This is a genomic window from Shewanella livingstonensis (assembly GCF_003855395.1).
Taxonomy (GTDB): Bacteria; Pseudomonadota; Gammaproteobacteria; order Enterobacterales; family Shewanellaceae; genus Shewanella; species Shewanella livingstonensis.
The window spans coordinates 2,938,624-2,965,412 of sequence record NZ_CP034015.1 but is presented as its reverse complement, the minus strand read 5'-3'; the positions used below and the strand labels follow the sequence as shown (position 1 = coordinate 2,965,412).

22 protein-coding genes and 1 tRNA gene are annotated in these 26,789 nt (G+C 40.8%); 14 read left to right on the top strand and 9 right to left on the bottom strand.

Annotated elements, in window-relative coordinates; all coding sequences use genetic code 11:
• Positions 1–114 precede the first annotated feature (114 nt).
• Positions 115–2,832, bottom strand: coding sequence for a TonB-dependent receptor (locus EGC82_RS12740; protein ID WP_124731100.1), 2,718 nt, complete (start codon positions 2,830–2,832; stop codon positions 115–117).
• Between the two features lie 506 nt (positions 2,833–3,338).
• On the opposite strand from EGC82_RS12740, the gene EGC82_RS12735 reads away from it, so the two are divergent.
• From EGC82_RS12735 to EGC82_RS12720, 4 genes are all read left to right on the top strand, one after another.
• Positions 3,339–4,973 (top strand): alpha-glucosidase family protein, encoded by a 1,635-nt coding sequence (locus tag EGC82_RS12735; protein WP_124731099.1) that lies wholly within the window; start codon positions 3,339–3,341, stop codon positions 4,971–4,973.
• Between the two features lie 165 nt (positions 4,974–5,138).
• Positions 5,139–6,404 (top strand): sugar MFS transporter, encoded by a 1,266-nt coding sequence (locus tag EGC82_RS12730; RefSeq protein WP_124731098.1) that lies wholly within the window; start codon positions 5,139–5,141, stop codon positions 6,402–6,404.
• A 303-nt stretch (positions 6,405–6,707) separates the two neighbouring features.
• Positions 6,708–7,922 carry an RsmB/NOP family class I SAM-dependent RNA methyltransferase gene (locus EGC82_RS12725; RefSeq protein ID WP_124731097.1) on the top strand — a complete coding sequence of 405 codons (1,215 nt, stop codon included), beginning with the start codon at positions 6,708–6,710 and terminating at the stop codon, positions 7,920–7,922.
• A 222-nt stretch (positions 7,923–8,144) separates the two neighbouring features.
• Positions 8,145–10,412 (top strand): bifunctional diguanylate cyclase/phosphodiesterase, encoded by a 2,268-nt coding sequence (locus tag EGC82_RS12720; protein WP_124731096.1) that lies wholly within the window; start codon positions 8,145–8,147, stop codon positions 10,410–10,412.
• Between the two features lie 198 nt (positions 10,413–10,610).
• On the opposite strand, the gene ald is transcribed toward EGC82_RS12720, so the two are convergent.
• A complete protein-coding gene (ald, locus tag EGC82_RS12715; protein ID WP_124731095.1) occupies positions 10,611–11,726 on the bottom strand; it encodes an alanine dehydrogenase in 1,116 nt (371 codons plus the stop codon).
• Positions 11,727–11,904: 178 nt separating this feature from the next.
• Between ald and lrp the strand changes: the two genes are divergently transcribed.
• The 6 genes from lrp (at position 11,905) to serS (ending at position 18,992) form a co-directional block, all read left to right on the top strand.
• Entirely contained in the window at positions 11,905–12,402 is a 498-nt protein-coding gene (gene lrp / locus EGC82_RS12710) for a leucine-responsive transcriptional regulator Lrp (protein ID WP_101087629.1), read from the top strand.
• Between the two features lie 273 nt (positions 12,403–12,675).
• Complete coding sequence (locus EGC82_RS12705; protein ID WP_124731094.1) at positions 12,676–15,324, top strand: DNA translocase FtsK; 2,649 nt, start codon at positions 12,676–12,678, stop codon at positions 15,322–15,324.
• Between the two features lie 11 nt (positions 15,325–15,335).
• Positions 15,336–15,980, top strand: coding sequence for an outer membrane lipoprotein periplasmic chaperone LolA (lolA, locus tag EGC82_RS12700; protein WP_124731093.1), 645 nt, complete (start codon positions 15,336–15,338; stop codon positions 15,978–15,980).
• 8 nt (positions 15,981–15,988) lie between these two features.
• On the top strand, positions 15,989–17,320 hold the full coding sequence (locus EGC82_RS12695) for a replication-associated recombination protein A (protein WP_124731092.1): 1,332 nt from the start codon (positions 15,989–15,991) through the stop codon (positions 17,318–17,320).
• On the top strand, positions 17,313–17,687 hold the full coding sequence (crcB, locus tag EGC82_RS12690) for a fluoride efflux transporter CrcB (RefSeq protein ID WP_124731091.1): 375 nt from the start codon (positions 17,313–17,315) through the stop codon (positions 17,685–17,687). The genes EGC82_RS12695 and crcB overlap by 8 nt, the downstream gene beginning before the upstream one ends.
• A gap of 18 nt (positions 17,688–17,705) precedes the next feature.
• Entirely contained in the window at positions 17,706–18,992 is a 1,287-nt protein-coding gene (serS, locus tag EGC82_RS12685) for a serine--tRNA ligase (protein WP_124731090.1), read from the top strand.
• Positions 18,993–19,492: 500 nt separating this feature from the next.
• Here the strand turns inward: serS and EGC82_RS12680 are convergent, their stop codons facing one another.
• The 6 genes from EGC82_RS12680 to punR form a co-directional block, all read right to left on the bottom strand.
• On the bottom strand, positions 19,493–19,831 hold the full coding sequence (locus EGC82_RS12680; protein WP_124731089.1) for a TusE/DsrC/DsvC family sulfur relay protein: 339 nt from the start codon (positions 19,829–19,831) through the stop codon (positions 19,493–19,495).
• Positions 19,825–20,130, bottom strand: a complete 306-nt coding sequence (gene tusB, locus EGC82_RS12675; RefSeq protein ID WP_124731088.1) for a sulfurtransferase complex subunit TusB — start codon at positions 20,128–20,130, stop codon at positions 19,825–19,827. The genes EGC82_RS12680 and tusB overlap by 7 nt, the downstream gene beginning before the upstream one ends.
• The gene (gene tusC / locus EGC82_RS12670; RefSeq protein WP_124731087.1) at positions 20,127–20,483 is read right to left on the bottom strand and encodes a sulfurtransferase complex subunit TusC; all 357 of its coding nucleotides are present in this window, start codon (positions 20,481–20,483) and stop codon (positions 20,127–20,129) included. Before tusC ends, tusB begins: the two co-directional genes overlap by 4 nt.
• Before the next feature lie 19 nt (positions 20,484–20,502).
• Positions 20,503–20,892 carry a sulfurtransferase complex subunit TusD gene (gene tusD, locus EGC82_RS12665; RefSeq protein WP_124731086.1) on the bottom strand — a complete coding sequence of 130 codons (390 nt, stop codon included), beginning with the start codon at positions 20,890–20,892 and terminating at the stop codon, positions 20,503–20,505.
• A gap of 65 nt (positions 20,893–20,957) precedes the next feature.
• Positions 20,958–21,617, bottom strand: coding sequence for a Bax inhibitor-1/YccA family protein (locus EGC82_RS12660; protein ID WP_124731085.1), 660 nt, complete (start codon positions 21,615–21,617; stop codon positions 20,958–20,960).
• 214 nt (positions 21,618–21,831) lie between these two features.
• Positions 21,832–22,734 (bottom strand): DNA-binding transcriptional activator PunR, encoded by a 903-nt coding sequence (gene punR, locus EGC82_RS12655; protein WP_124731084.1) that lies wholly within the window; start codon positions 22,732–22,734, stop codon positions 21,832–21,834.
• A 259-nt stretch (positions 22,735–22,993) separates the two neighbouring features.
• Between punR and EGC82_RS12650 the strand changes: the two genes are divergently transcribed.
• The 4 genes from EGC82_RS12650 to EGC82_RS12635 all read left to right on the top strand — a co-directional run bounded on the left by EGC82_RS12650 (position 22,994) and on the right by EGC82_RS12635 (position 26,187).
• A protein-coding gene (locus EGC82_RS12650; protein WP_124731083.1) for an IS5 family transposase occupies positions 22,994–23,742 on the top strand; the annotation gives its coding sequence in 2 pieces (ribosomal slippage) (positions 22,994–23,381 and positions 23,381–23,742; 750 coding nt in all).
• 169 nt (positions 23,743–23,911) lie between these two features.
• A tRNA-Ser gene (locus EGC82_RS12645) sits at positions 23,912–24,001 on the top strand.
• Positions 24,002–24,088: 87 nt separating this feature from the next.
• Positions 24,089–25,420, top strand: coding sequence for a tyrosine-type recombinase/integrase (locus EGC82_RS12640; RefSeq protein ID WP_124731082.1), 1,332 nt, complete (start codon positions 24,089–24,091; stop codon positions 25,418–25,420).
• Between the two features lie 425 nt (positions 25,421–25,845).
• Entirely contained in the window at positions 25,846–26,187 is a 342-nt protein-coding gene (locus tag EGC82_RS12635; protein WP_124731081.1) for a hypothetical protein, read from the top strand.
• A gap of 243 nt (positions 26,188–26,430) precedes the next feature.
• Here the strand turns inward: EGC82_RS12635 and EGC82_RS12630 are convergent, their stop codons facing one another.
• Positions 26,431–26,736, bottom strand: a complete 306-nt coding sequence (locus tag EGC82_RS12630; RefSeq protein WP_124731080.1) for a hypothetical protein — start codon at positions 26,734–26,736, stop codon at positions 26,431–26,433.
• Between the last annotated feature and the right edge of the window lie 53 nt (positions 26,737–26,789).

Sequence of the window (26,789 nt, the reverse complement as noted above, 5' to 3'; positions counted from 1 at the left end):
TTATCGCCTTTTTAACTATTTTTGATTTATTTTTACTGAATCCGATAAAATAAAAAAGCCCCTGTAATAGGTTACAGAGGCTTTTTTGTCGGTTTAGTACATTCTATAAGCCCATTAGAACTTGTAGTTTGCGCCTAACATAAAGTTACGACCGTAGTTTTGATAATCACGCACGTGACGTGCATCTTCACCTGTGTACGATGTAAATGGCTCATTGGTTAAGTTGTTTACTTGGAACTGAACCGATAAGCCGTAAAGAGCATCGATACCGCTTTCGGTAAAGTCATAACCAATTTGCGCATCAACAACTGTTTCAGCTTTTACGTTTACGTTGACACGAGTCAAACTGATTGCGGTGACTTCACCTAAGAAGTCACTACGGTAACGTGAGCTAATACGTGCTTCGAAGCCAGCATTTTCATAGTAAACAGTGGCATTGAAGGTTTTTTCAGATAAACCTGGTAACGTGGTTGGATCGCTATCTGGTGTTTCTTTTACTTCACTGTCGTTGTACGAACCACTTAAAATAGTACCAAAACCTTCTAGTTGGTCTGCAAACATGCCAAAGTCCAGAGACAAAGACGCTTCTATACCTTGTACATATCCACCTTCACCATTTTGTGGTTGTGAGGCTAAACCAATTGGATTACCTTCACGCTCTGGAAACAACTCTCCAAAGTTAAAAGGTGCTTGCTGGTCATATACGTAGTTTTCTAAGTCTTTATAGAATACTGCTAATGAGAAATAACCTTGGTCACTAAAGTAGTTTTCATAGCTAATGTCGTACTGACGCGCTAACCATGGACGTAGTTCAGGATTACCCGCACCACCGGACCAGTTTACGCCGTCAGTTGGGTTTTCGTTGTAGCTAAAGTTTACGTTAGCATTCATTTTGTCCATACGAGCGCGGGTTAGAGTCCGCGCCGCAGCTAAACGAACCATTTGACCATCGGCAACTTCAAAACCTAAGTTCATGCTTGGTAGCCATTCAAGGTAGGTGTCACCGGCTGTGCGAGGTGTCAATACAACGGCTTCATCTTCAACTGTCGCGACAGTGCCATTTGAGCTTTGATCTGTATGAACGGCCTGTATGCCAACGTTACCGGTTAGTGGAAATCCAAATAGTTCAGATTCTAAATTGGCCTTAACAAAAACAGTTGACACTTCTTCTGAAACGTCCCAAGAGTTGGTCGCTCGTGATAAATCAACATCTGCAACGTCAGTTTCGGTATAACCACCATCGTTATAAAATGCTAACGAGTCGTAACTTAGTACATCACCCATACCGAAAAAGTCGAGTGAAGTAGGAGATAACAAGTATTGATCAGGTACCGATTCTAAGTAGTTATCTGTACCGTCATAACCCGCTAACGTCAGGTAATAACCTTTATCAAGCTTGCTCTTATCACGGTTAGTGCGGTTAACACCAAACTCAACACTGCGAACTGCACCGTCATCAAACACATATTCTGCGCTTAAACGGAATGAGTTTAACTCATCTTTAATTTCTGGCTTGTTGATAAAACCGTCTTGAGTATTGTCACCTAGCGGGCTGCCCCAACCGAGTGGGTCACCTAATTTGATGATATTAGGGTCTGCATAGTTAAGGTCATGGGTAAAGTTGTAACCACCGTTACCGTTGTAAGCAAATCCTAAGTCATCAACTGCGCCAACACCAGTGCCACGACCTGTTCCAGTATAGCTTTCCATACCAATGTCGGTGCGGTCAACTCTTGATAAAGCGATATCAGCTTCAACGCGCCAATTGTCATTAATGGTGAACTTGTTGTTCCAACCAATTGACAGTGATTCAGCATCACGCTTGTTTACATCGTTACGGATGACGACTTCGGCGCCATTAATGGTACCTTCAGTCACTAAACCATTTTCTGTTGTAGTTGCTGTTACACCACCGTTAGTCCCCCAAGCCGCAGGAATTTCGATACCACGTAAACGTTGGTCATCAGTAAATTTGGTGTAATACACATCAACAACTGAAGTGAATTGGTCATTAGGTGCGTATTCAAATACCGCTAATACACCATCGCGTTCTAATTCGCTTGAACGAACAAATGGTTTTGCGCCACCTAAAACACTGTCACCGGCATCATTTTCTGGGTAACCCCATGCCTGCCAGCGTTCTTCTTGGTTTGGTGACATCATGCGGGCATAACCTAAAGCAATACCAATAGTGTCGTCGGCAAACTGGTCGATGTATGAAATGCTGCCACGATAACCGGTGTCACTTGAACCACTGTTAAGTGAACCTAAGTCGTTCATTTCGCCTCGAAGCGACATCGCAATAGTTTGTTCGCCATGGGTTAATGGGCTAATAGTTTGCATGTCTACCGTGCCGCCAATAGCTTGCGCCATCACAGAGGCATCCGGTGTTTTATACACCACAACACGATTTAATAATTCAGAAGGGTATTGGTCAAACTCAACACCACGGTTATCGTTAACCGAGGCTTGTTCGCGACCGTTTAATGTTGCGGTAGTGAAATCTGGGCCTAAACCACGAATAGAGATAACGTTAGCACGTCCATCTAAACGTTGTGCTGATACGCCAGGCAAGCGTGCAAGTGATTCTGCAATACTGACATCAGGTAATTTACCAATATCTTCGGCAGAAATAGCTTCAACAATGGATGACGAAGACATTTTTAGTGATTGTGATTCTTGTAAACTGCGTCGGATACCAGTGACTTTTACCACTTCAATATTTTCGTCTGCGGTTACTGTAGTTTTAACGTCATCAGCAGCGTAAGCACTCATGCTTGCACCTGCAGCAACTAACGCCAGCGTAAGTAAGCTCGGTTTAAATAGCAACATTCATCTTTCCCCTTTTGTGGATACTTAACAACTTGAAGTCCAGGTCGAGTGTTAGTGTCCTTTTGAATTTTGGTTACAGTCTTTATTGTGTTTTTTCCTCAGCATGCTTAATTAACTTTATAAGTGACTGCATAAGTGCTGAAGTTATGACCAAATTGTTGCGCAACAGTGACGATACTACTCCCAGTACAGTTTTGCCGACAATATTATGCATACGTATTCAACGTTATTAGTGGCTGTTTAGTGGCTGAATTTTACAATTACGAAACAACTAAAAGATACTGTTTATACTAGTTAGGTTATTGTATTTATGTGTTTTTTGTTAGTTTTAACATGTGCGTTAAGTCAATTATTTCTTTGCATACGTATGCAGGTGTATTGAACCTGATTTCCTTATTCACGTATCCTCGGGGTAATGAAAAACAACAGCGAGCTGTTACCCAGCCGCAACATAAAGGTAACTCATAGGTTTATTTTTTGGGTTAGCTTAATTCTAAGGGGAAGCAATGGATCAGGTAACCTGGTGGCGCGGTGGAGTGATATATCAAATCTATCCTCGCAGTTTAATGGATTCTAATGGTGACGGTGTCGGTGACTTACAGGGCATCATTGCTAAACTGGGTTATATTGCCAGCCTGAACGTGGATGCAATTTGGATTTCGCCATTCTTCAAATCACCCATGAAAGACTTTGGTTACGACATTAGTGATTATCTTGAAATAGACCCACTGTTTGGCACCATGGCCGACTTTGCTCAACTTATTAAGAAAGCCCATCAATTAAATATAAAAGTGGTGATAGACCAAGTACTCAGTCACACCTCAGATCAGCATGATTGGTTCGAGCAAAGTCGTCAAAGCCGTGATAACGATAAAGCAGACTGGTATGTGTGGGCCGATCCAAAAGATGATGGCAGTGCGCCTAACAATTGGCTCGCTATTTTTGGTGGCTGTGCATGGGAATGGGAACCTCGCCGTCAGCAATACTATTTGCATAATTTTCTTAAAAGTCAGCCAGATTTGAATTTCCATTGTCCGCAGGTTCGTCAAGCTGTGCTGGATAATGTTGAGTTTTGGCTTAAAAAAGGCGTAGATGGTTTCCGTCTAGATGCGATCACATTTTGTTATCACGATGAACAATTACGCGATAACCCCGCTAAACCAAAAGATAAGCGTCAAGGCCGTGGCTTCAGTGAAGATAACCCGTATGCTTATCAATACCATTACTACAATAATACTCGCCCACAAACAGTGGGTTTTATTGAAGAGTTACGCGCATTAATTAATCGTTACCCTGGCGCAGTGACTTTAGGTGAAGTGTCATCTGAAGATTCACTTGCCACGATGGCAGAATACACTCAAGGCGATGACCGTTTACACATGGCATACAGTTTTGAGTTATTAACCGATGATTTTAGCGCGGCTTATATTCGTCAAACCGTTGAAGAACTGGAAGCCAGTATTGGTGATGGTTGGCCATGTTGGGCTATCGGCAATCATGATGTTAAGCGGGTTGCATCACGTTGGGGTAAAGATAGTGTTAACCCAACGATGGTGAAAATGCTCAATGCGATGTTGTTTTCATTACGCGGCAGTGTGTGTAGTTATCAGGGTGAAGAATTAGGCTTAACGGAAGCACCGATTGAGTTTCATCAATTACAAGACCCCTTCGGTATAGCATTTTGGCCGATGTTTAAAGGCCGTGATGGATGTCGCACGCCAATGCCTTGGGTAAAAGAGGCGCCTAATGCAGGTTTTAGTGAGGCAACACCTTGGCTACCAATAGATCCGTTACACAATAATAGTGCCGTAGATGTACAAGAAGCAGATCAAGATTCAATACTGAACAGTTATCGTCATTTTCTACAGTGGCGTAAACAGCAACATATCCTGATTGAAGGTGATATTCAGTTTATTGATAGACATCCTGATGTATTAGCGTTCATCCGCAGTCAAGATCAACAACGGATGCTAGTTCTGTTTAACTTGTCAGCAATGCAACAAACCTTTGACTTAAAAGAGTTACGTTTATCTTCGACCTTAGAGGGCCATGGGTTACTCAGCGGCATGCAAGATAAACAGTATCCTGCGACTATCGTATTACCAAGTTATGCCAGTTTTTATGGCTTGCTTGCTAAGTAGAGTGACTAAGCTGAAATACGACAGTATTTCAGCTTTTTTGATCTATTAGTATTCGGTAGAGAGACAATATAAAAATTAATGTATCAAACTTCAAATGCTATACGGCCGTCATTATAATTTTATAAAACAGCGACATAATAATAATTAACAAGAAGAGACCACACTATGGCTTCATCAATGCAAAGTACTCAACAAACAACAGTGACCGGAGGCAGCGGTAGTTATCGCTTTGCACTAGTGTCATTAACTTCACTGTTTTTCATGTGGGGGTTTATTACCTGTTTAAATGATATTCTCATTCCACATTTAAAAGCGGTGTTCTCGCTTAATTACACCGAAGCGATGTTGATCCAATTTTGTTTCTTTGGGGCATACTTTTTAGTCTCATTGCCAGCGGGTAAGTTAGTCAAAAAATTAGGTTATCAAAAAGGCATCGTAACAGGGCTTGTTATTGCTTGTATCGGGTGTTTATTATTTTACCCTGCTGCTGAGTTTGCAACATACGGATTATTTCTAGGTGCACTGTTTGTACTAGCGTCTGGGATAACCATTTTACAAGTGGCGGCAAACCCTTATGTCAATGCGTTGGGCAGCGTTGAAACCGCATCAAGTCGTTTAAACCTAACCCAAGCATTTAATGCATTAGGGACGACGGTTGCTCCTTTCTTTGGTGCTGTGTTGATATTGTCTGTTGCATCTGGCGCAATAGATGGCTTAAGCCAAGCGCAATCAGAAGCTGAAGTGGTTAAGCTTCCATACCTTATCCTGGCTGCAATGTTAGGATTACTTGCATTAATTTTTTCCAAACTCAATTTACCTACCATCGCTGAACACAGTGATGATTCTGCTACCGGCGTGATAACGCATAATGGCAAAACAAGCGCCTTACAAAGCATGCATTTGGTGTTGGGTGCTGTGGGTATTTTTGTCTATGTTGGCGCTGAAGTGTCTATTGGTAGTTTTTTAGTTAACTTTTTAGGCGAAGAACACGTTGCCGGTTTACAAGAAGCAGAAGCCGCTAAATATATTACCTACTATTGGGGCGGGGCGATGATAGGCCGTTTTGTCGGTTCTGCGATTATGCAAAAAATCCCAGCAGGTACCATGTTAGCGTTTAACGCTTTTGTCGCTGCAGCATTGGTGCTAGTGGCAATGAACAGCACCGGCGCAGTGGCCATGTGGTCAATCTTGGCAGTTGGATTGTTTAATTCGATTATGTTCCCAACTATCTTTAGCTTAGCATTGCGAGATTTAGGTCCACATACCTCACAAGGTAGTGGCATATTATGTTTAGCCATAGTGGGCGGTGCAATTCTACCATTATTACAGGGTGTTATGGCTGATAATATGGGCTTGCAAGTGGCGTTTATTTTACCCGTTGTGTGTTATGCGTTTATTTTATTCTATGGCGCTAAAGGCTCAAGAATGTAAGCTGGTTTTGATTACTGATACATTGCACTAAATCATCAGCGGCTTTCGGGCCGCTTTTTTTATGTTTTGCATTAATGAACATAACATCACGCAGATGTGAAAGGACAAGGGTTGGCTTCAACTTATTAAGGTTGGTTGCTGTTACAAAAGGTCATTAACATAAAATCTATAAACATAGAATGATTGACTCTTTTATGCTGCCAAAGTGAGGAGTAAAGGCTGATATGGCCTTGCTATCAACAGCGTTAATCCCTATGATCAGCACGTTTTTAAATTGAACGTAATATTAGATAGAGAGCCCCCATGTTGACTTATCCGCTGTCAGGCAGTTCATCAGAGTTAGTCTTAAATGTACTCACAATGGTGTTAACCCGAGGAAAACCATTAGATAGAGCTTATTCAGAGCATTTTTCTGGTTTAACGCTTAACCCATCAGAGCAAGCGCGGATCACGCAAGTCGCTGGCGATATTTTACGTCGTTTAAATTTATATTGTTTTCTGGTTGATATTAAACCGGAAGAATTCGATCGTTTAGGATCACAACTACTCAATGGCTGGCATATTTTTCACGGCTTAGAGTTACCTAAAATGCAGTATTCATTGCAAGTTGACCAAGCGGCATTTAACGCTAATCTCGAACAGGCAAAAGCAGATCCTGTGTTGTGGGATGGCTGTCCACTATGGTTAGAAACGTTAGGTCAGGCACAGTTAGGTGATAAATGGCCAGCTGAACGTGCAGCTCTTGCTGAGCAACCAAAACGTTATTTACGCGTTAATGAGCTTAAATGTGACCGTGAAAAGCTAATTTCTCGTCTGCAAAATGAAGGCGTGACGGCAGTGCCTTTAGATGATGTTGCTTCTGCAGTTGAAGTAACATCAGACTCTGCACTGTTTCGAACCGAGGCATTTAAAGATGGCTGGTTTGAGCAACAAGATGCTGGTTCGCAGTTAGTTGCCAATGCTGTTGATGCCAAACCGGGTATGCGAGTTGTTGATGCGTGTGCGGGCGCAGGCGGAAAGACCCTTCATATCGCGGCACAAATGCAGGGTAAAGGTCGTTTGCTTGCTATGGATGTTGAGCAATGGAAACTCGATAACCTTAAAACGCGTGCAAAACGAGCAGGTGCTCATAACGTTGAAACTCGGATTATTGCCAGCTCGAAAACCATTAAGCGTTTAAAGTTAACTGCAGATAGGGTGTTATTAGATGTGCCGTGTTCGGGACTTGGCGTGTTAAAGCGAAATCCTGATTCTAAATGGCGTGATACGCCAGAGCGTTTGCCAGTGTTGATTGAACTGCAAAAACATATTTTACAAAGCTATAGTCGCATGGTCAAAGTCGGCGGCAAGTTAATCTACGCTACTTGCTCGATTATGCCAGAAGAGAATCGTCATCAAATCGATGCATTTCTTGCTGAAAACCCGCAATTCACTCTTATTGAAGATGAAAATATCTTAGTATCAGAACGTGGCTTTGATGGTTTTTACTTAGCTAAAATGGAACGTATATCTGAATAGATATTCATAATTAGTAGTTTTTTAGTGTTGAAATATTGATAGGATATAACAAAAAACAGTGCAAATGGCTTGCACTGTTTTTTTGTGGCTAATTGTTGACCATAAATGTAGTTTGTTTATTAAATTTACGTTAATACGTTGATAAAGTTCTCACAAATGCATAATCTTATGTCTATATTAGAAAAATGTATTTTTAATCAATTACCGTGATGATGGAGCGTTATGGATACAGGACCGCATATCAATAAATTCATAGAAGATACTGACCAACATGATTTTCGTGAATCAAGTATTGAACGCTACAGTACAATACTTGATATGGTATTACAGGGCCTGCCATTAGGCGAAATGCTTCATGCTTTAGTGCTGTTAATTGAAGCACAAAAGATAGGTACTCGAGCATCTGTACTGTTATTGAGCGATGACGGTAAACGGTTATTATCGGGTGCAGCTCCTAATCTTCCTGAAGAGTATAATAATGCTATTAATGGCATAGAAATTGGCATTAATGCAGGTTCTTGCGGTGCAGCAGCTTATACTTGTGAAAGAATGATTGTTGAAGATATTGAAAATCATCCTAACTGGGAAAAATATAAAGAATTACCACTTAAAGCAGGACTAAAGTCGTGTTGGTCGGAGCCCATAAAAGACAGTAACCAAAAAGTATTAGGTACGTTTGCTATGTACTATGACACGGTTAAGTCACCTTCAGAGCAAGATTTATACCTAATACAAGAAGCGGCACGTTTGGCCAGTTTAGCCATTGAACGTAGTCGTGGAATGCATATTCAACGGCTAAGTAGCAAAATATTTAATAGTTTGCCTATTTCTTTAGTGATAACCAACGAAGATAACTGTGTTTTATCAGCGAATCCAATTTTTAAATCGCTAACGTCTACCTATTATGCCAACCTTAAATTATTTGATGTTCATCGTTTTTTAAGCCACTCTCCGCCGGAGATGGTGGCAGATTTATTTGACCATTTAAGCAGAGGGCACGCTTGGGAAGGCGAGTTAAAAGGCCTTAGGAATGATAATGATATTATTGATATAGCCCTTAATGTCACGGTTATTCGAGATACCTTTACACAACAAAATTGTTTTGCATGGTTGATTACTGACATTTCTGCACGTAAAAATGCTGAGAAAATCATTAATTTTCAAACCAACTACGATCAACTGACTGGATTGTCTAACCGAAAATACTTGTTTGAAAGCCTTCAAGCAATGAAGAGCTCAAATGATAGTGTCGATGGGAACAAGCAAGAATTCAGTTTGATGTTGATGGACATCGACCATTTTAAACAAATTAATGACACTCTTGGCCACGATAACGGTGATGTCGTTTTAAAATTAGTGGCACAGCGCTTATTGAACGCAATTCCTGAGAATGTTCTCATTGCCCGTATTGCAGCTGATGAGTTTGCTTTAGTGTTGCCGGGAAAAATGTCTACTGAGTCATTGATAAGTATGTTTAACAACTTAACCGATGAGCTTAAAAAGCATTTTATTGTAGGCGATCAAGATATGATGTTGTCAATGAGCACTGGTCTTGCTCGTTATCCTTATGATGCTGATAATGTTGAACAAATATTAAATTGTGCCACTCAAGCTATGTACAACGCAAAAGCACGTGGTCGAAATTGTTTACAATTTTTTAATCAACAAATTCAAAAAGATGCAGAGCGAAATGCTGAGCTTCATTTATATTTAAAAACGGCATTAGCTCAACATGAATTTGAATTATATTATCAGCCGATAGTGAATCCATTTACCAGCCAAATCATTAAAGCTGAAGTGTTATTGCGTTGGATACATGATGGAAAATTTATTTCGCCAGACGAATTTATTCCAATCGCCGAAGAGTCTGGATTGATTGTTCAAATTGGTGAATGGGTCAGAACCCAAGCATTAACCAGTATATTGGCATTACAACAACGTCAGCTCGCCATTCCGTTATCCATTAATGTATCGACTATTGAATTTTGGACCGCAGATTTACAGCAACGCTTTTTAGCGTATTTTGATGCAATACAAAAACAATTTGGTCTGGATGATTTTCCTTATTCGTTGATCACGCTTGAAATAACAGAATCGTTAATGATGAAGCAACAAAAGTCGATTAATCTGTTACTGACTGAGCTGAGACATCGTGGCATGAAAATATCGGTAGATGACTTTGGTACTGGTTATTCTTCATTATCATATTTGGTTAATTTTCCAGTCGATCAAATAAAAATTGATAAATCATTTATTCAAAAAATCACTTCCGGTTCGCGTCATAAAGCACTGATTGAGGCGATTGTTAGCATGAGCCGTGCGTTAGACTTATCGATTGTAGCCGAAGGGGTAGAGACCCAAGAAGAGTTGGAGTTTATTAAGCAACAAGACATTCAAGCAGTGCAAGGTTATCACTTTTATAGACCTATGCCGCAAGAAGCCTTTTTCGATTTATTAGCCAAGCAAGCACAATCAACCTCTACTACATAATAATATGATGCTCTTTCAATAGCCTTGAATGGAAATTCTAGCCATGAGTTAATAGCGTCTTATTACGAAAAATTATAACTCGCTAATTAGTATTCAACATAAAAAAAAGTATTCAACATAAAAAATGCCGCATGAGTTAATGCGGCATTTTTATTGTTCAACGTAATAGCTATATCAAAGCAGGTACATCAAAGCATGTTAAGCAAGTAAACTCTTTGGTTCAGTGAACGGAAGGTTTAATGCTTCGGCCACTTCTTTACAAACTAATTTACCGTGAATTACATTTAAACCATTTAAGAAATGTTTGTCATTTAGTAATGCTTGTTTGTAACCTTGGTTAGCTAACTTGATGATGTAAGGAAGGGTTGCGTTGTTCAATGCAACTGTTGACGTACGTGCAACGGCACCTGGCATATTAGCCACACAATAATGTACAACGTCATCAACAATATAAGTTGGGTCTTGGTGAGTGGTTGCATGTGATGTTTCAGCACAGCCACCTTGGTCAATAGCCACGTCAACGATTGCACTACCTGGTTTCATGCGCTTAACCATGTCTCTGGTGATTAATTTTGGCGCTGCAGCACCCGGAACTAATACACCACCAATAACCAGATCTGCTTCTAACACATGGCGCTCAATTGCATCTGCAGTTGAGTAAACTGCTTTAACAGCAGAACCAAATTGAATATTTAAACGACGTAGGGCATCGATACTACGATCTAGTACTACTACATCTGCACCCATACCTACTGCCATTTGTGCTGCATTAGTACCAACCATACCACCGCCGATAATGACCACTTTTGCCGGTTCAACACCAGGAACGCCGCCAAGTAACATACCTCGGCCTCCTAATGATTTCTCCAGTGCACGAGCACCCGCTTGAATTGACATGCGGCCAGCAACTTCTGACATTGGTGCAAGTAATGGTAATCCGCCACGGTCATCCGTTACGGTTTCATAAGCAATACACACAGCACCGCTGGCGATTAGCTCATTTGTTTGTACCAAATCTGGCGCTAGATGTAAGTAAGTAAATAGAATCTGGTCGTGACGTAACATTGCACGTTCAACAGTTAATGGCTCTTTTACTTTTACAATCATCTCTGATTTAGCAAACACTTCAGCTGCAGTCGCTAAAATCGAGGCACCTGCATCAATATAGTCTTGATCGGTAAACCCAATGCCCATGCCCGCTTCAGATTGAATTAAAACATCGTGACCTTTTATTGTTAATTCACGTACGCTTGAAGGGACCATGCCTACACGGTATTCGTGGTTTTTGATTTCTGTTGGAACACCAATAATCATTTTTGAGCCTCGATTGACATAAAACCCACTTCAAGTGGGTATAATTTTTATTAATTGTGACCTGAACGTGCTTATTTCAGGAGACTCTAGTATAGTGCTGCTTTAGTAGATTATGCTGCTGAAGTTTCTTAATAAATAGATAAAAGTGTTGTTTTAAGGACAAAACAAGGTTAAATATATGGCAAATAGTAAAAGCTTTTCTGTGAAAGATTTAGACCGCATTGATCGTAATATTTTAAATGAGCTTCAACAGGATGGTCGCATTTCAAATGTTGAACTATCAAAACGTGTAGGCTTAAGTCCTACACCGTGTTTGGAAAGAGTTAAAAGGCTAGAAAAACAAGGGTTTATAAGTGGGTATACCGCATTGGTAAATCCACATTTTTTAGGTGCTTCTTTATTAGTGTTTGTTGAGATCACCCTTAATCGTGATACGCCAGACATTTTTGACCGATTTAATCGCGCAGTACAATTGCTTGATGATATCCAAGAGTGTCATTTGGTCTCTGGTGATTTTGACTACTTATTAAAGACTCGAGTATCAGATATGTCTGCATATAGACGATTATTAGGTGAAACCTTACTGAAATTACCATCAATATCAGATACTCGTACTTATGTTGTAATGGAAGAGGTTAAACAAACTAATAAGGTTGCGTTGTACAACCTAGGTTAATGATCACTGCTTAATATCCTATCCAGTCCTTAGCACCTAAATGATGAATAATAGATAACGATTGTTACCTAAGTTCATCATTTTATCGATTTAAGTTATATTTTGTATATTAAATCATCATCTTGAGTGTAATCGTCAAGTCTTTTATGTTTCATGATTAATTCGACATAACAATCCATTGAGCTTGATTAAATCAAGGTGCATAATCACTGCAAATACAGTGATATTCTGTTATCTTAACCCTTATTTTTCACTTTTTATGGATGCTTTCGTTTGACTCAGGAAAATAGTCTAAAAACACTCAGTGGCCTACAACGGCTTCTCGAAGGTGGCCTTATTTTATGTTGCATGGTTGCAACATACATTTTATTGGCATTATCCAGTTTCAACCCCAGCGACCCAGGTTGGAGTCAGTCGCATTTCCAAGGTGAAATACATAACTGGACCGGTGCTGTTGGTGCTTGGACTGCCGATGTGCTGTTTTACTTTTTTGGGTTCATCGCCTTTTTAATTCCGATGATAATAGCCACCACAGGTTGGTTTATTTTTAATCGTGCGCATAGAGTTTTCGAAATAGATTATTTTTCAGTTGGACTAAGAATTATCGGCTTTATTCTGATGTTATTAGCTTTAGCTGCGCTGGTCAGTATGAATGCTGATGATATGTTTGTGTTTTCTGCCGGTGGGGTAGCAGGTGATGTGATTGGCCAAGCCATGCTGCCGTACTTTAATACCTTAGGCACTACATTATTATTAATGTGTTTTATTGGTGCGGGTTTTACGTTAGCAACTGGTATTAGTTGGTTAACTATTATCGAGTTAACCGGTTTAGGTTCTATTTGGTGTGCAAAAAAAATATGGACATTGCCTAAATTATTTAAGCGTGAACGTGAAACCGAGGATACTAAGGGTTTTCTTTCATTAGTCGATAAATTTACTCAGCGCCGCAATGAGATGGATCAACAACTTAAGCCATCACAGGATAAAGTTAATAAGCCAACAAAAGCGCCCATTCATGTTAAACCTCAAGTCGTTATTCCACCTGTAGTTGAAAAGAAACGCAGCTTTTTTAGTCGTAAGCCTAAACCGGTTGAAGACATTACCGTGTTAGACATTGATGACCAAGAACAAGAGTTTGATAGTGATGATCGTCAAGAACCGTCGATGCAACTTGATAATGACGAGACTTATTTTGCCCCTTGGGTAGCGAGTAAAGATGATGTCAACATTGCCGACGATGAGGATATTAATGATACCTATAGTATCAATAACCTTGATTCGGCCGATGAGCCATTTGAGGAAGCCTTTGCTAAACCTCTTTCAACGGGTGCATTAGTTGCACAACAAACGCCAAAAAAAGAAGCTAGAATTGTTGATGGTGTTGTAGTGATTGATGGTCAAACGCCGCAACAAACACGTCAAAAAATGGATCCATTACCGAGCATTACCTTACTTGATGTGCCTGACCGTAAGAAAAATCCGATCAGTGAAGCAGAATTACAACAAGTAGCACGATTAGTTGAAGTTAAACTGGCTGACTTTAACATTATCGCTAATGTTGTTGGGGTGTATCCTGGACCGGTAATTACTCGTTTTGAACTTGAATTAGCTCCAGGGGTTAAAGCCTCAAAAATCACCAATCTATCGAAAGATTTAGCTCGTTCATTATTATCTGAAAACGTACGTGTGGTTGAAGTAATACCTGGTAAAGCCTACGTAGGCTTAGAACTGCCTAATAAATTTCGTGAAACCGTATTTATGCGTGACGTACTCGACTCAGAAGCATTTAAAAACAGTAAATCAACATTATCTATGGTATTAGGTCAGGACATTGCTGGCGAACCAGTGGTGGTCGATTTAGGCAAAATGCCTCATCTACTCGTTGCAGGAACCACAGGTTCAGGTAAGTCTGTAGGTGTGAATGCGATGATCACCAGCTTATTGTATAAATCGGGCCCAGATGATGTCCGCTTTATTATGATTGACCCTAAAATGCTTGAATTGTCAGTATATGAAGGTATTCCACATTTACTCTGTGAAGTCGTTACCGACATGAAAGAAGCCGCCAATGCATTGCGCTGGTGTGTCGGTGAAATGGAGCGTCGATATAAATTAATGTCGGCATTAGGAGTACGTAATCTAAAAGGTTACAACATAAAAATTAAAGATGCTGCGGCAAAAGGCGAGTACATTCCCGATCCATTATGGAAGTCGTCAGAAAGCATGCTCGATGATGCGCCACCACTTGAAAAGCTGCCATCGATTGTGGTCGTGGTTGACGAGTTTGCAGACATGATTATGATTGTGGGTAAAAAAGTCGAAGAATTAATTGCCCGTATCGCGCAAAAAGCTCGTGCTGCAGGCATCCACTTAATATTGGCCACCCAGCGTCCATCGGTTGATGTCATCACTGGTTTGATTAAAGCCAACATTCCAACCCGTATTGCGTTTCAAGTGTCATCACGTATTGATTCGCGTACCATCCTTGACCAGCAAGGCGCCGAAACCTTGTTAGGTATGGGTGATATGTTGTATTTACCGCCTGGAACTGGTTTGCCTAATCGTGTTCATGGGGCGTTTATTGATGACCATGAAGTGCATAAAGTGGTAGCCGACTGGTGCGCTCGTGGCAAGCCGCAATACATTGAAGAAATCCTTAATGGTGCTACCGATGGTGAACAAGTCTTGTTACCCGGTGAAACCTCAGACAGTGAAGAAGAGTTGGATGCGTTATATGATGATGCAGTGGCATTTGTCACCGAAACTCGCCGAGGCTCTATTTCTAGCGTACAACGTAAATTTAAAATTGGTTACAATCGCGCCGCCCGTATTATTGAAATGATGGAAAGCCAAGGTATTGTGACCGCTCAAGGCCACAATGGTAACCGTGAAGTATTGGCTCCGCCGCCACCGAGAAACTAATAGGAATGATGATGAATAAACGTTTTGCTGTATTAAGCCTATTATTGACAACCAGTTTAAGTTGCTTTGCGGCGATGGCCGATGATGCAACTGAATTACGCGCAAAGTTATCTAATATTGATAGCTTGCATGCGACATTTACCCAACAAGTGACCGACATTAATAATAAGCCAATCCAAACCGGCAGCGGTGTATTTGCGCTAGCGTATCCGAATCAATTTTATTGGCATTTAACTCAGCCAGATGAATCATTGATTGTGGCCGATGGCGTTAATTTGTGGATCTATAATCCCTTTGCTGAAGAAGTGACCGTAATGGATGTTGCCCAAGCGGTTGATGCGTCGCCAATGGCTTTGTTAGTGCATCGAGATCAAGCCACCTGGGATAAATACTCAGTGAGTAAACGTGTTGTTAATCCTAAATCCAGTTGTTTTGATATCCAACCTAAAAAGCTCAATAGCAATGTTGTAGCGGTAAGTGTATGTTTTGAATCTAGTCAGCTAGTTAAATTTAACTTAACGGATGAGCAAGGTAATCTAAGCCAATTTTCGCTTACCGAGCAGCGCACAGTAAAAGCGAACGAAGCCAATATATTTAAGTTTGCTGTACCTGATGATGTTGATATAGATGACCAACGATTAAAGCAAGCTAATTAGGTTGTTTGATGGCTAACTTAGGTTTCGATTTTGCCCCAGATTTTCGCCCCTTGGCTGCGCGTATGCGCCCAAGGGAAATTAGTGAGTACGTTGGTCAGGCACACTTATTAGGTGAAGGGCAACCGCTACGTAAGGCGCTCGAGGCAAATCGAGCGCACTCAATGTTACTCTGGGGCCCTCCCGGTACCGGAAAAACGACCTTAGCAGAGCTCATTGCTCATTACGCTAATGCGCATGTCGAACGTATTTCTGCGGTAACATCGGGTGTGAAAGATATTCGCGCCGCCATAGAACAAGCCAAGGCTATCGCTCAAAGTCGTGGTCAACGTACTTTGTTGTTTGTTGATGAAGTGCACCGCTTTAATAAAAGTCAGCAAGATGCCTTTTTACCTTTTATTGAAGACGGTACGGTTATTTTTATTGGCGCAACTACCGAAAACCCCTCATTTGAAATCAACAACGCCTTACTATCACGGGCGCGCGTTTACCTTATTAATCGCCTAAGTTCTGACGAAATAAACTTAATTGTTACCCAGGCGCTAACCGATGTTGAACGTGGTTTGGGCAAACGTCAGTTAACATTACCTGCCGATGTGGCTAAACAATTAGCCGACATTAGCGATGGTGATGCTCGCAAAGCCTTAAACTTATTGGAGTTAATGAGCGATTTAGTCACAGATGCAGGAGCCTTTACCACCGAAATGCTCACCCAAGTCGCTGGGCACCAAGCCGCAGGTTATGATAAGAACGGCGATCAATTTTACGATTTAATTTCTGCGGTACATAAGTCTGTGCGTGGCTCTGCGCCCGATGCCGCTTTATATTGGTATTGCCGTATTTTAGAAGGCGGCGGCGATGCTTTGTATGTCGCACGGCGTTTATTAGCTATTGCCTCAGAAGATATAGGTAATGCTGACCCAGTGGCCATGACCGTAGCACTCAATGCGTGGGACTGTTATCACCGTATCGGCCCCGCGGAAGGCGAGCGAGCCATTGCGCAAGCCGTGTTATATTTAGCCAGTGCACCTAAGAGTAATGCCGTTTATAGTGCATTCAATACAGCACGTGAGTTAGCTAAGCAAACAGGGCATGAGCCAGTGCCGAATCACTTACGTAATGCACCTACAAAATTGATGAAAGAAATCGGTTTTGGTAAAGAATATCGCTATGCTCATAATGAATCTGCGGCATATGCTGCCGGCGAAAATTACTTCCCAGAATCATTACAGCACAGCCAGTTTTATCAGCCCAGCAACAGAGGCTTTGAGAAACGCATTCAAGATAAATTGGCGCAATTAACCCAGCTTGATCAACAAAGCGAGGACAAACGCTATGACTAATGTGTTCTTGGTGGCATTAGGTGGGTCAATTGGTGCTGTTTTACGCTATCTTCTTTCAATTTTTATGATCCAGCTATTTGGAAGCAGTTTTCCTTTTGGTACACTGTTAGTCAATCTATTGGGATCGTTTTTAATGGGCGTAGTTTATGCGCTAGGGCAGTTGAGTCATATTAGCCCTGAAATTAAAGCGCTTATTGGCATTGGCCTATTGGGCGCATTAACCACCTTTTCGACTTTCTCAAATGAAACCTTACTGCTGTTGCAAGAAGGCTTATGGCATAAAGCTATATTAAATGTGTTGTTGAATGTCACCTTATGTTTATTTATGGTGTATGTAGGCCAACAACTTATATTTTCTCGCGTTTAACTAAAAAGAACTAACAACATGCTAGATCCAAAATTTTTGCGTAATGAACTTGAAATCACCGCCGATCGTTTAGCCACCCGTGGCTTTATTGTTGATATCGATAATTTGACCCAACTTGAAGAAAAGCGTAAATCGCTTCAAGTAGCTACAGAAGACTTACAAGCGTCGCGTAACGCGATATCTAAGTCGATTGGTCAAGCTAAAGCGCGCGGCGAAGATACCAGTTCCATTATGGCGCAAGTAGGGGATTTAGGTGCGCAGCTTGATGCTAAGAAAGCTGAGCTTGGTGAGTTATTACAACAAATTAATAGCATAGCCATGAGCATGCCAAACTTGCCAGACGAATCAGCACCAATAGGCGCTGATGAAAATGACAATGTTGAAGTGCGTCGTTGGGGCACCCCAAAAGTATTCGACTTTGAAGTGAAAGATCATTTAGATTTAGGCGAAGCCTTAGGCGGATTAGATTTTAAAAGCGCTGTTAAAATTACTGGCTCACGCTTTATTATCATGCGTGGCCAAATTGCTCGTTTAAATCGTGCTTTAGGTCAGTTTATGCTAGACCTACACACCACTGAACATGGTTATACCGAGACCTATGTACCGTTATTGGTTAACGAAGATAGCTTATTAGGCACAGGGCAGTTACCTAAGTTCGGTGAAGATTTATTCCACACCAAACCCGCTACTGAAGAAGGCCAAGGTTTATCGCTTATTCCTACTGCTGAAGTGCCACTCACCAACTATGTCCGCGACATGATTATTGATGAAAGTGAACTGCCAATGAAAATGACTGCGCTAACGTCATGTTTCAGAAGTGAAGCCGGCTCTTATGGTCGTGACACTCGTGGTTTGATCCGTCAGCATCAATTCGACAAAGTAGAGTTGGTGCAAATTGCTCACCCAGATAATTCAATGCAAGCGCTTGACGAAATCACAGGACATGCAGAAAAGGTATTGCAGTTATTAAACTTACCACATCGCACCATGGTGTTATGTACGGGTGATATGGGCTTTGGTTCAAGTAAAACCTTTGATATTGAAGTGTGGTTACCGGCGCAAAATACTTACCGTGAAATTTCATCTTGTTCTAACATGAAAGATTTCCAAGCCCGCAGAATGCAAGCTAGATACCGTAGTAAAGTCGATAATAAACCTGCTTTATTGCACACCTTAAATGGTTCTGGTTTAGCAGTTGGTCGTACATTAGTGGCCGTGCTTGAAAATTATCAAAATCAAGATGGTACTATCACAATACCTGAAGTATTACGTCCATATATGGGCGGCTTAAGCGTCATAGGCTAAACCTATTTGTCGCTAGCCGCAGTTCATTTACGCTGTGGCTAGTGTATTGGTTCTTGCTACAGAATATTAAACTGTTTAGATTTTTAGCTAACCCGCTAAGGTATAAACTCGCAATATAACAAGTTTGATCGCATTACATATTTTGGCTTCTATGTTGTCGTTAACTTCGCTATTTAAAATTAACATGCTAACCAAGCTCACTTTCAAGCTTGTCATTTGTTCTGCTAACAAGGCGAATTAACGCGTCAATAGCGAGTCTATTGTAAGTCGATTCAACAGTTAGCAGGACAAAGGACTGTTTGAAAGGCGTTTATTATCCCGAGCTCAGGTTAGTTATCAGTTATCTTCATTTTCATCTTGTTGTTAATTGTTGAACTAGCTCAAGCAGCATTAATAGTGGTAGAAAACGTTTTCCTTAATAACCCTCTTTGTAAAAGATGAATGTGTAGATTTAAAAAGCCCGCTTAAGGTTTCTTAAGCGGGCTTTTTAAATAGTATCATTATAAGCATTTGGCCGGTTTGGGTAACCCGGCAATTTTGGTGGCTTGTTTAGCAGGGCCAATTGGGAACAAGGTATACAAGTATTTCGAGTTACCTTTATCCGCCCCTAAACGCTGACCGATAGCTTTCACTAATACTCGAATAGCCGGACTCGTCTTGTACTCTAGATAAAAATCACGCACAAAATGGATAACTTCCCAGTGCTGCTCAGTTAACTCAATCTTCTCAGTTGCGGCAAGAACCACTGCCATTGGCTCTTGCCAATCATTGATATGCTTTAAATAACCTTGATGATCGGTTTCAATTTGCAAACCATTAAATTCAAAAAAATTTACCACGTTAATACCTTATCGTGTAATAAAGACTGTTCAACAAATTGGCCATAATCAATAATCTCCAAACTAGCCACAACTTTAGTGGCTAACATCATCAAGCGTTCAGCTAAACCTCTTGCAACCACATCATCGTGCAGTACAAATAGGCGAATATTGGCAAGACGTTGTTGCCACTGAATCTGTAATAAACAATTCACTGCATCGCTAGACAATAAAATGCTGTCACTAGGGTGAATGTATCGCAAGCAAGTGCTTAAGGCGTCGTCAGTCATTACTGATGTTTGGATATGGTGTAATATCAAAATACTAATACCTCGTCTGCGGCTTGTAGGGCGTCAGTTATTGCCTGCGGCGCAACGATGGTGGCACTAATGCTCAGTTCATCAGCTTGTAACCCTAATGTGGTCATTGACTCTGCACAAACTAATACAGTGTCTATATCATAAAGTGACAGTGCTTTAAATGCTGACACATAATCTTTAGAGCCTGCTTGCTCGGGGGCTTGGCCTGCCAATAAATGCAATACCGCTTCATTAGTAAATACAATACTCACCTGTTGTTCAAAGCTAGCACTGAGCATGGCAAAATCCAGCCCTTCACGGGTACTCGTGGTGCCCAATGGTGCATGTCTAAAAATAATCACTAGTGATTTCATTGCCTAGTCCACCCAAACATTAAAAGCTAATTAATCTGTCAGCGTGTTCAATACCGACCACTAATTCACCTAAACCGCCCATGGTAAATGCATCACTGCTATTCCATTGTGGTTTGCCATTCTCGGTTGCATCTTGTGGTGACAATACACCACGCCTCAATGCAGCTGAAACGCAATTAGTTAGTGGTATCGCATATTGCAATGACAAGGATTGCCAATTGGAATGCATATCTATTTCGTCAGATGCAGGACAGGTGAGGGCGCTACTGTTGGTTACACCATCTTGATAGAAAAAGACGTTGATAATCTGATGGCCATTAGCTAATGCACTTTGGCAAAATGATAACGCGCGAAAACTGGCTGTAGAGCCATAAACGCTACCGTTTACTTGAATGATGAATTTGCTCATTATAAAAAAGATGACCCTAATGTAGGGTCATTTTAACGTAATTTGCTGCTGAACTCTATCGACGATTAGTCGTCGCGGCCAATACCCATTAAATGTAGCAGGCTTATGAACAAGTTCAAAAAGTCTAAGTACAATGAAATGGTCGCACGAACGTAGTTTGTTTCGCCGCCATTCACGATACGGCTGGTGTCATACAGAATGAAACCGGTCATTAGCAATGCAATACCTGCATTCATTGCCATAAATAAAATTGAGCTACCGACGAATATATTAATGACCATAGCACCGATCATCACTAATAAACCCGCAAATAAGAAGCCACCCATAAATGAGAAGTCTTTCTTAGTAGTTAATGCATACGCTGAAAGCGACACGAAAATGATAGAGGTTAAGCCTAACGCCTGCATAATTAACCCAGGACCATTTGCCATACCAGCATAATGATTAAGGATGTAACCAAGTGACGCGCCTTGCATACCTGTAAAGGCAAATACCCAAAAGATAGCCGCAGAACTGTCGGCTTTTTTAAGGGTTACAAATAATAATACTAAGCTACCAAGCGATAAGCCTAATGACATCATCGGACCAAGGTTGATTGCCATGGCTACACCAGCAGTGACAGCAGAAAATGCCAATGTCATCGCCAGAAGCATATAAGTGTTTTTTAGCATTTTGTTGACATCAGTAGTCGATAGACTAGGTGATATAACTGATTGTTGATTCATTATCGTCTCCAGGTGTTAACTCATGATTTGCTCAACGAGAAAAATATCTTTCACAAGAATATCTCACTCTGAAGCTAAATCCTTTTATATAGCGTAAGCAATGTACATTAAACAAAAATTAATTCATAACAAACATCATCTTAATAGTTGCTAATTTAACATAAACGTTTGTATAAGTAATGTTATTAACAAAAACTTATTTTGCAAAAGTGGCTTAACTAAGCCACTCTTTTTTTAGTTTATCGGTGTCGCCGAGATGATCTAATACCCATTGCATAGCAGGCGTCATATTGGCGATGTTCCAAGCTAAACAGCAGGCGGTGTCTTGCTTTGGGGTGGCGAGTTGTTTTTCTATTAGCGCACCGGCTTTAATAAAAATATCAGCCAAATGATATGGCATATAGCCCACACCTAAGCCTTCTCTAAAGCAATTTATTGCTCTTATCCAATCGGGTACTACAATTCTACGTTGATTATTCAATAACCAATTAGGTCGATGAGCAATATTATGTGCGGTATCTTGTAGGCATATTGACGGATATTGCAATAATTCTTCATCGGTTAATGCATGCTCAGCTTTGGCTAGAGGATGGTTTTTACCGACTAAAAATGACCATTGGATCATCCCCATATCACGGGATTTAAATGTGCCACCTACTGGAATGCTTGAGGTTGCACCAATGGCAATATCACTCTTGCCAGTAGACAATGCTTCCCACACGCCATTATAAACTTCTAAGCGTATTATCAATTCAATGTCGGTGAAATGGCGATAAAAATCAGCAATTAAGCCGCTGATTTTGTCAGCACGCACCATATTGTCAATCGCAATGGATAAAGAAGGGCGCCAACCATTGGCCACTTTCTGGGTATCACGTTTAATGTTGTTCAATTTAGTCATGATTTCGCGCGACTGCGCCACAAAATGTTCACCAGCAGGGGTTAAACTAACACTACGGTGATGACGCTCAAACAGTATGACCCCTAAGTCATCTTCAATCTGTTTAATGGCATAGCTCACCGCAGACGGCACTTTATTTAATTTATTGGCGGCGGCAGTAAAACTACCCACACGGGCCACAATATCTATCATCTCGAATGCTTGTTCTGAAAGCATCTCGCTATCCTTGGCATTGGCAATATAACTTGCAGTAAAGGTAAACATTAACCCTTATCAAATCAAGCAAAGTCGCTGATATCGGCTGTTTAATAACGTTTGTCGCTATTTAATGTCTGCTTTAGAGGCTTAACAGACGCAATATCTTTGGCTAACTTTCAGTGTCTAGTTAGGGGCTGTTGATCTTTGTTTGAATTTTGTGCGAAGAAGGTAATCTCGTATAATTCACTTCGCCAAAAACAAATACAACGAGATTACCATGCCCCGATTAATGCTCACTGATGAGATGTGGTCGAAGCTAAAAGCTATTCTGCTTGATGATAGAGTTTATAACAAGCAAGAGCATCGATTTACGATGGAAGGGATCCTTTACCGATTGCGTGTCGGCTGCCCTTGGCGAGATTTACCTGAATATTTTGGCTTATGGAATACCATTTACCGTCGTTTTTTACTGTGGTCAAGAAAAGGTATTTTACTCAGGCTGTTCAAAACATTATCGACTAATAGTGATACTGAATGGGAATTTATTGATGGAAGTTATGTAAAAGCCCATCAACACAGTTCAGGTGCATCATCTGATGAAAATCAAGCAATTGGGCTAAGTCGTGGTGGTAATACAAGCAAAATCCATCTCGCGGTAGATAGCTTGGTTTACCGATAGAATTCATTGTTACAGGTGGAGAAGTTCATGATAGTAAAGCAGCTAATGCCCTTATTGAACTGTTGCCACAAAGTCATTTTATTATTGCAGACAAAGGCTACGACAGTGAAGCGATTAGAGATAAAGTGCGTGAATGTGGTTCCAAGCCAGTGATCCCTAGAAGACAAAATTCGAAGCAAGGAAATGGCGATATCGATTGGTGTTTATACAAATATCGGCATTTAGTTGAAAATGCTTTTGCTCGGCTTAAGCATTTTAGAGCGATAGCGACCCGCTATGATAAATTGAAAATTAATTTTGAAAGCCTGCTGGCTCTAGCTTGCTCTATAATTTGGCTGCCAATGTGAAAGATCAACAGCCCCTAGTCAAAACCATTAAATAAATTTATATAGACATTACGTTATGATGAACCATTGAAGGTATAAATTTCATCCTGAGCATTTAATAAGCAGTTGGTGAGTTATTTGCAATTTATGCTTTACACCAAAGGGTCATTGTCATATTATTCGCCCGCTCGGAGGGATGGCAGAGTGGTCGAATGCACCGGTCTTGAAAACCGGCAACGGTTTATCCCGTTCTAGGGTTCAAATCCCTATCCCTCCGCCACATTAAATACGAGAAAAGCCGTTGATTATCAACGGCTTTTTTTGTTTTTGGCGTTTGAGGGGCTCTCCATAAGGATTGACTCAGACAATGTATCTTTATCGAGCACCCAACAACGTATACTTTACACGTATCTGTTTAGCCAAATATTTACGCGACAAGGGCTTTCCCTTTGACGTAAAAGTCTCCTTACTCACTCGTGACAGAGCAGAAGCAGTCATCCGTAACATTGATGTTGCCGGAGCACTCAAAAAAATCATCAAGTCTATTGACCATCAAACCCGTATTAATGACTTTATTCGCTACGTTGATGAGGTCATTAACAATCTTAGAGCTCAGTTTGATGCAGCTGATCCTGATATTACATTCAACATCACGCAAAAACCTCATGCTATCCCCATTAGAGAGACTAAATTGTCTCAGCATCGTGAAACTACCTCTGTGGCGCAAGCAAAGCCTGTTATTGGGTTAAACGAAGCATTAAGCGCATTTATTATTTCAAAACAAAAATCAGCCATTCGGCCGCTGTCTATCAAGCAGCTTGAGCAGCGTACTCGGCATTTTATTGATACCGTATCATCAAAATCCATTCTTAAAACCAAGCTTCAAGCTGAATATAAATGTGTGCATGACATCACCAGTGCTGATGCGATGACCTATCGAGATGCTTTACTAACTCAAGGCCGAAGCTACAAAAGCAATAAAGAGTACTTAGCTGCCATATTTCAGTTCTTTAAGTGGTGCCAATTAATGAACTACTGCACCAGCAACCCCTTTGAAAGCGTTACTGTCGGTCAAAAACCAAAAGCTAAACCGAATCAAGCTAGAGACCGCTGGACGCACATTGAACTTAAACGACTACTTCGCAGCTCATCATTCAAGGTTTCAACAATTGATTTCAAATGGGTCACCCGATTAATGCTTTATGGTGGTTTAAGGCCTTCAGAAGCCTGCCAGCTCAAACCTGGAGATATCAAACTAATCGATGGCATACACTGCATTAGCGTTGATGATAGTGGTGCAGTACAACGATTAAAGAACCTAAATGCCAAACGTTATGTGCCCATTCACAAATACTTGCTTGAGCTAGGCTTTATTGCGTTTGTTGAGCAAAGAAAATCAACACATACCCAGCTGTTTGATTATAAACCTATCGGCATCATTGAAGATTGGTCAAAAACTTACTGCAAACAGCTCGCCAAACTTCAAACCGAGATAGGCATGCAAGCTAACCAGCGTCCAACCGCCTACGGCCTCAGACACACGTTTATCGATGAAATGAAGCAACTGGATATCAGTGAGCATATTGTTGCTCAAATTGTCGGTCACGCTAATCCAAACATCACTTTTAGTCGTTACGGCAAAGATATAAACGTTGCAGCATTGTTTAAGGATATTGAGAGAATTGAATATGACATTTGATGATCGGGTGCGGTTAATCGATAAGCATTAAACCTCGAAAAATATCCAGACGCAATTGGCAGTAACAGCGCCAAATGAGGCACTAACACTGCCAAAGCTGTCATTATTTCGCTACAGCAGAGAGCGAAATATAATGGTATAGAAAATGGCTCGCAGTCAGTGAGTGCGAAAAGGACTTGTAAATCAAACAAGCGTTTCAAACATTGCTTTTTTAATAAATAGTCTTAAATGCTCTGCAACCCAGCACGCATCAGCTACAGGGTAGTGCGAAATAAACCTTTTCGCTCTCACTGAGAGCGAAATTAGTTTGTATAAAAGAGTGAGCCAGTAGTTTTAACTGGAGCGTTATGTGAGATGGTTGCTGCATTTAAAAGGAGCCGCCGTGCTAAGATGCTTCTAAACAATACGTAAGATTCGGGGGCTATATGCGTTATGTGAGTAAGAGATATAAAGCGAAATTTTCTGCGTTTCACAAAATAGCGCGCTCTAATGATATGTCCATCGAATTATGGCTGGAATTAAAAAGAAGATGCTCAGAATTAAAAGAGTCCAGGCGTTTACGAGACAAGGAAGGTAAAATTATTATTTGGGAGCAGTTAAGTATCGATGACAAGATGGTGACTTTTCCAATGCAAACACTCAAAGGAACGCCTTTGGATGTCATAAGCGTCTGCTTTAATGCAGAATCATTTATTAGTCTTCAGCAATCATATGGCGAATGCCCTCAAGAAATCGCTATTAAGGTCATCGCCTCACTTGAAAATTAGTTCCAATGCAGTTCTGCTAAATCTAACAAACTTTTGCCCCAAAGCAAGCCAGAGCGAGATTGACCATGATTTGAAGCATCTGCATTTTGGCTTACTTTTCCTCATGTCTATAGCTCAAACTCTGTGGCCAAATTTGCTAATCCAATACAACTCATCATCAAATTATTAACGATAACTTTGTGCCATTAGTTTCAGTAACTCCAAAGAGAGGATCTAAACTGGTCGAATTCGACCAGTTTATAATTAATCATACTTACAATCGGGGCTACCAAACTCTAGACCGACTGGCCCTCCTAACGCACCATGCAATTTACGCTTTTTACACCACTCAATTGCAATTTTATCGAATTCGTCTGCGGGAATTTCAGCTATAAGTTGTGACGAAACTTTATCACTATCACTCATCAATTTGTGGGAAAAAACCGAAAAGTTTGAAGCATTATCGATTTGCAGTACAGCGGGGTTATTGTTTTCATCATCAAACGTGATTTCTTGAAACAGTGCAAAATCGCTATTGTTATCTTCATACACGTACTCTTTAGTGCTCATAGAAACCTCATTAAGTTCGTTATCATTAATAGTAATCTTCCATTAATTATTAT

Coding starts and splice junctions, on each gene's coding strand:
- EGC82_RS12740 (WP_124731100.1), bottom strand. CDS start 2,832: ATGTTGCTATTTAAACCGAGCTTACTTACGCTGGCGTTAGTTGCTGCA.
- EGC82_RS12735 (WP_124731099.1), top strand. CDS start 3,339: ATGGATCAGGTAACCTGGTGGCGCGGTGGAGTGATATATCAAATCTAT.
- EGC82_RS12730 (WP_124731098.1), top strand. CDS start 5,139: ATGGCTTCATCAATGCAAAGTACTCAACAAACAACAGTGACCGGAGGC.
- EGC82_RS12725 (WP_124731097.1), top strand. CDS start 6,708: ATGTTGACTTATCCGCTGTCAGGCAGTTCATCAGAGTTAGTCTTAAAT.
- EGC82_RS12720 (WP_124731096.1), top strand. CDS start 8,145: ATGGATACAGGACCGCATATCAATAAATTCATAGAAGATACTGACCAA.
- ald (WP_124731095.1), bottom strand. CDS start 11,726: ATGATTATTGGTGTTCCAACAGAAATCAAAAACCACGAATACCGTGTA.
- lrp (WP_101087629.1), top strand. CDS start 11,905: ATGGCAAATAGTAAAAGCTTTTCTGTGAAAGATTTAGACCGCATTGAT.
- lolA (WP_124731093.1), top strand. CDS start 15,336: ATGAATAAACGTTTTGCTGTATTAAGCCTATTATTGACAACCAGTTTA.
- EGC82_RS12695 (WP_124731092.1), top strand. CDS start 15,989: ATGGCTAACTTAGGTTTCGATTTTGCCCCAGATTTTCGCCCCTTGGCT.
- crcB (WP_124731091.1), top strand. CDS start 17,313: ATGACTAATGTGTTCTTGGTGGCATTAGGTGGGTCAATTGGTGCTGTT.
- serS (WP_124731090.1), top strand. CDS start 17,706: ATGCTAGATCCAAAATTTTTGCGTAATGAACTTGAAATCACCGCCGAT.
- tusC (WP_124731087.1), bottom strand. CDS start 20,483: ATGAAATCACTAGTGATTATTTTTAGACATGCACCATTGGGCACCACG.
- tusD (WP_124731086.1), bottom strand. CDS start 20,892: ATGAGCAAATTCATCATTCAAGTAAACGGTAGCGTTTATGGCTCTACA.
- EGC82_RS12660 (WP_124731085.1), bottom strand. CDS start 21,617: ATGAATCAACAATCAGTTATATCACCTAGTCTATCGACTACTGATGTC.
- punR (WP_124731084.1), bottom strand. CDS start 22,734: ATGCTTTCAGAACAAGCATTCGAGATGATAGATATTGTGGCCCGTGTG.
- EGC82_RS12640 (WP_124731082.1), top strand. CDS start 24,089: ATGTATCTTTATCGAGCACCCAACAACGTATACTTTACACGTATCTGT.
- EGC82_RS12635 (WP_124731081.1), top strand. CDS start 25,846: ATGCGTTATGTGAGTAAGAGATATAAAGCGAAATTTTCTGCGTTTCAC.
- EGC82_RS12630 (WP_124731080.1), bottom strand. CDS start 26,736: ATGAGCACTAAAGAGTACGTGTATGAAGATAACAATAGCGATTTTGCA.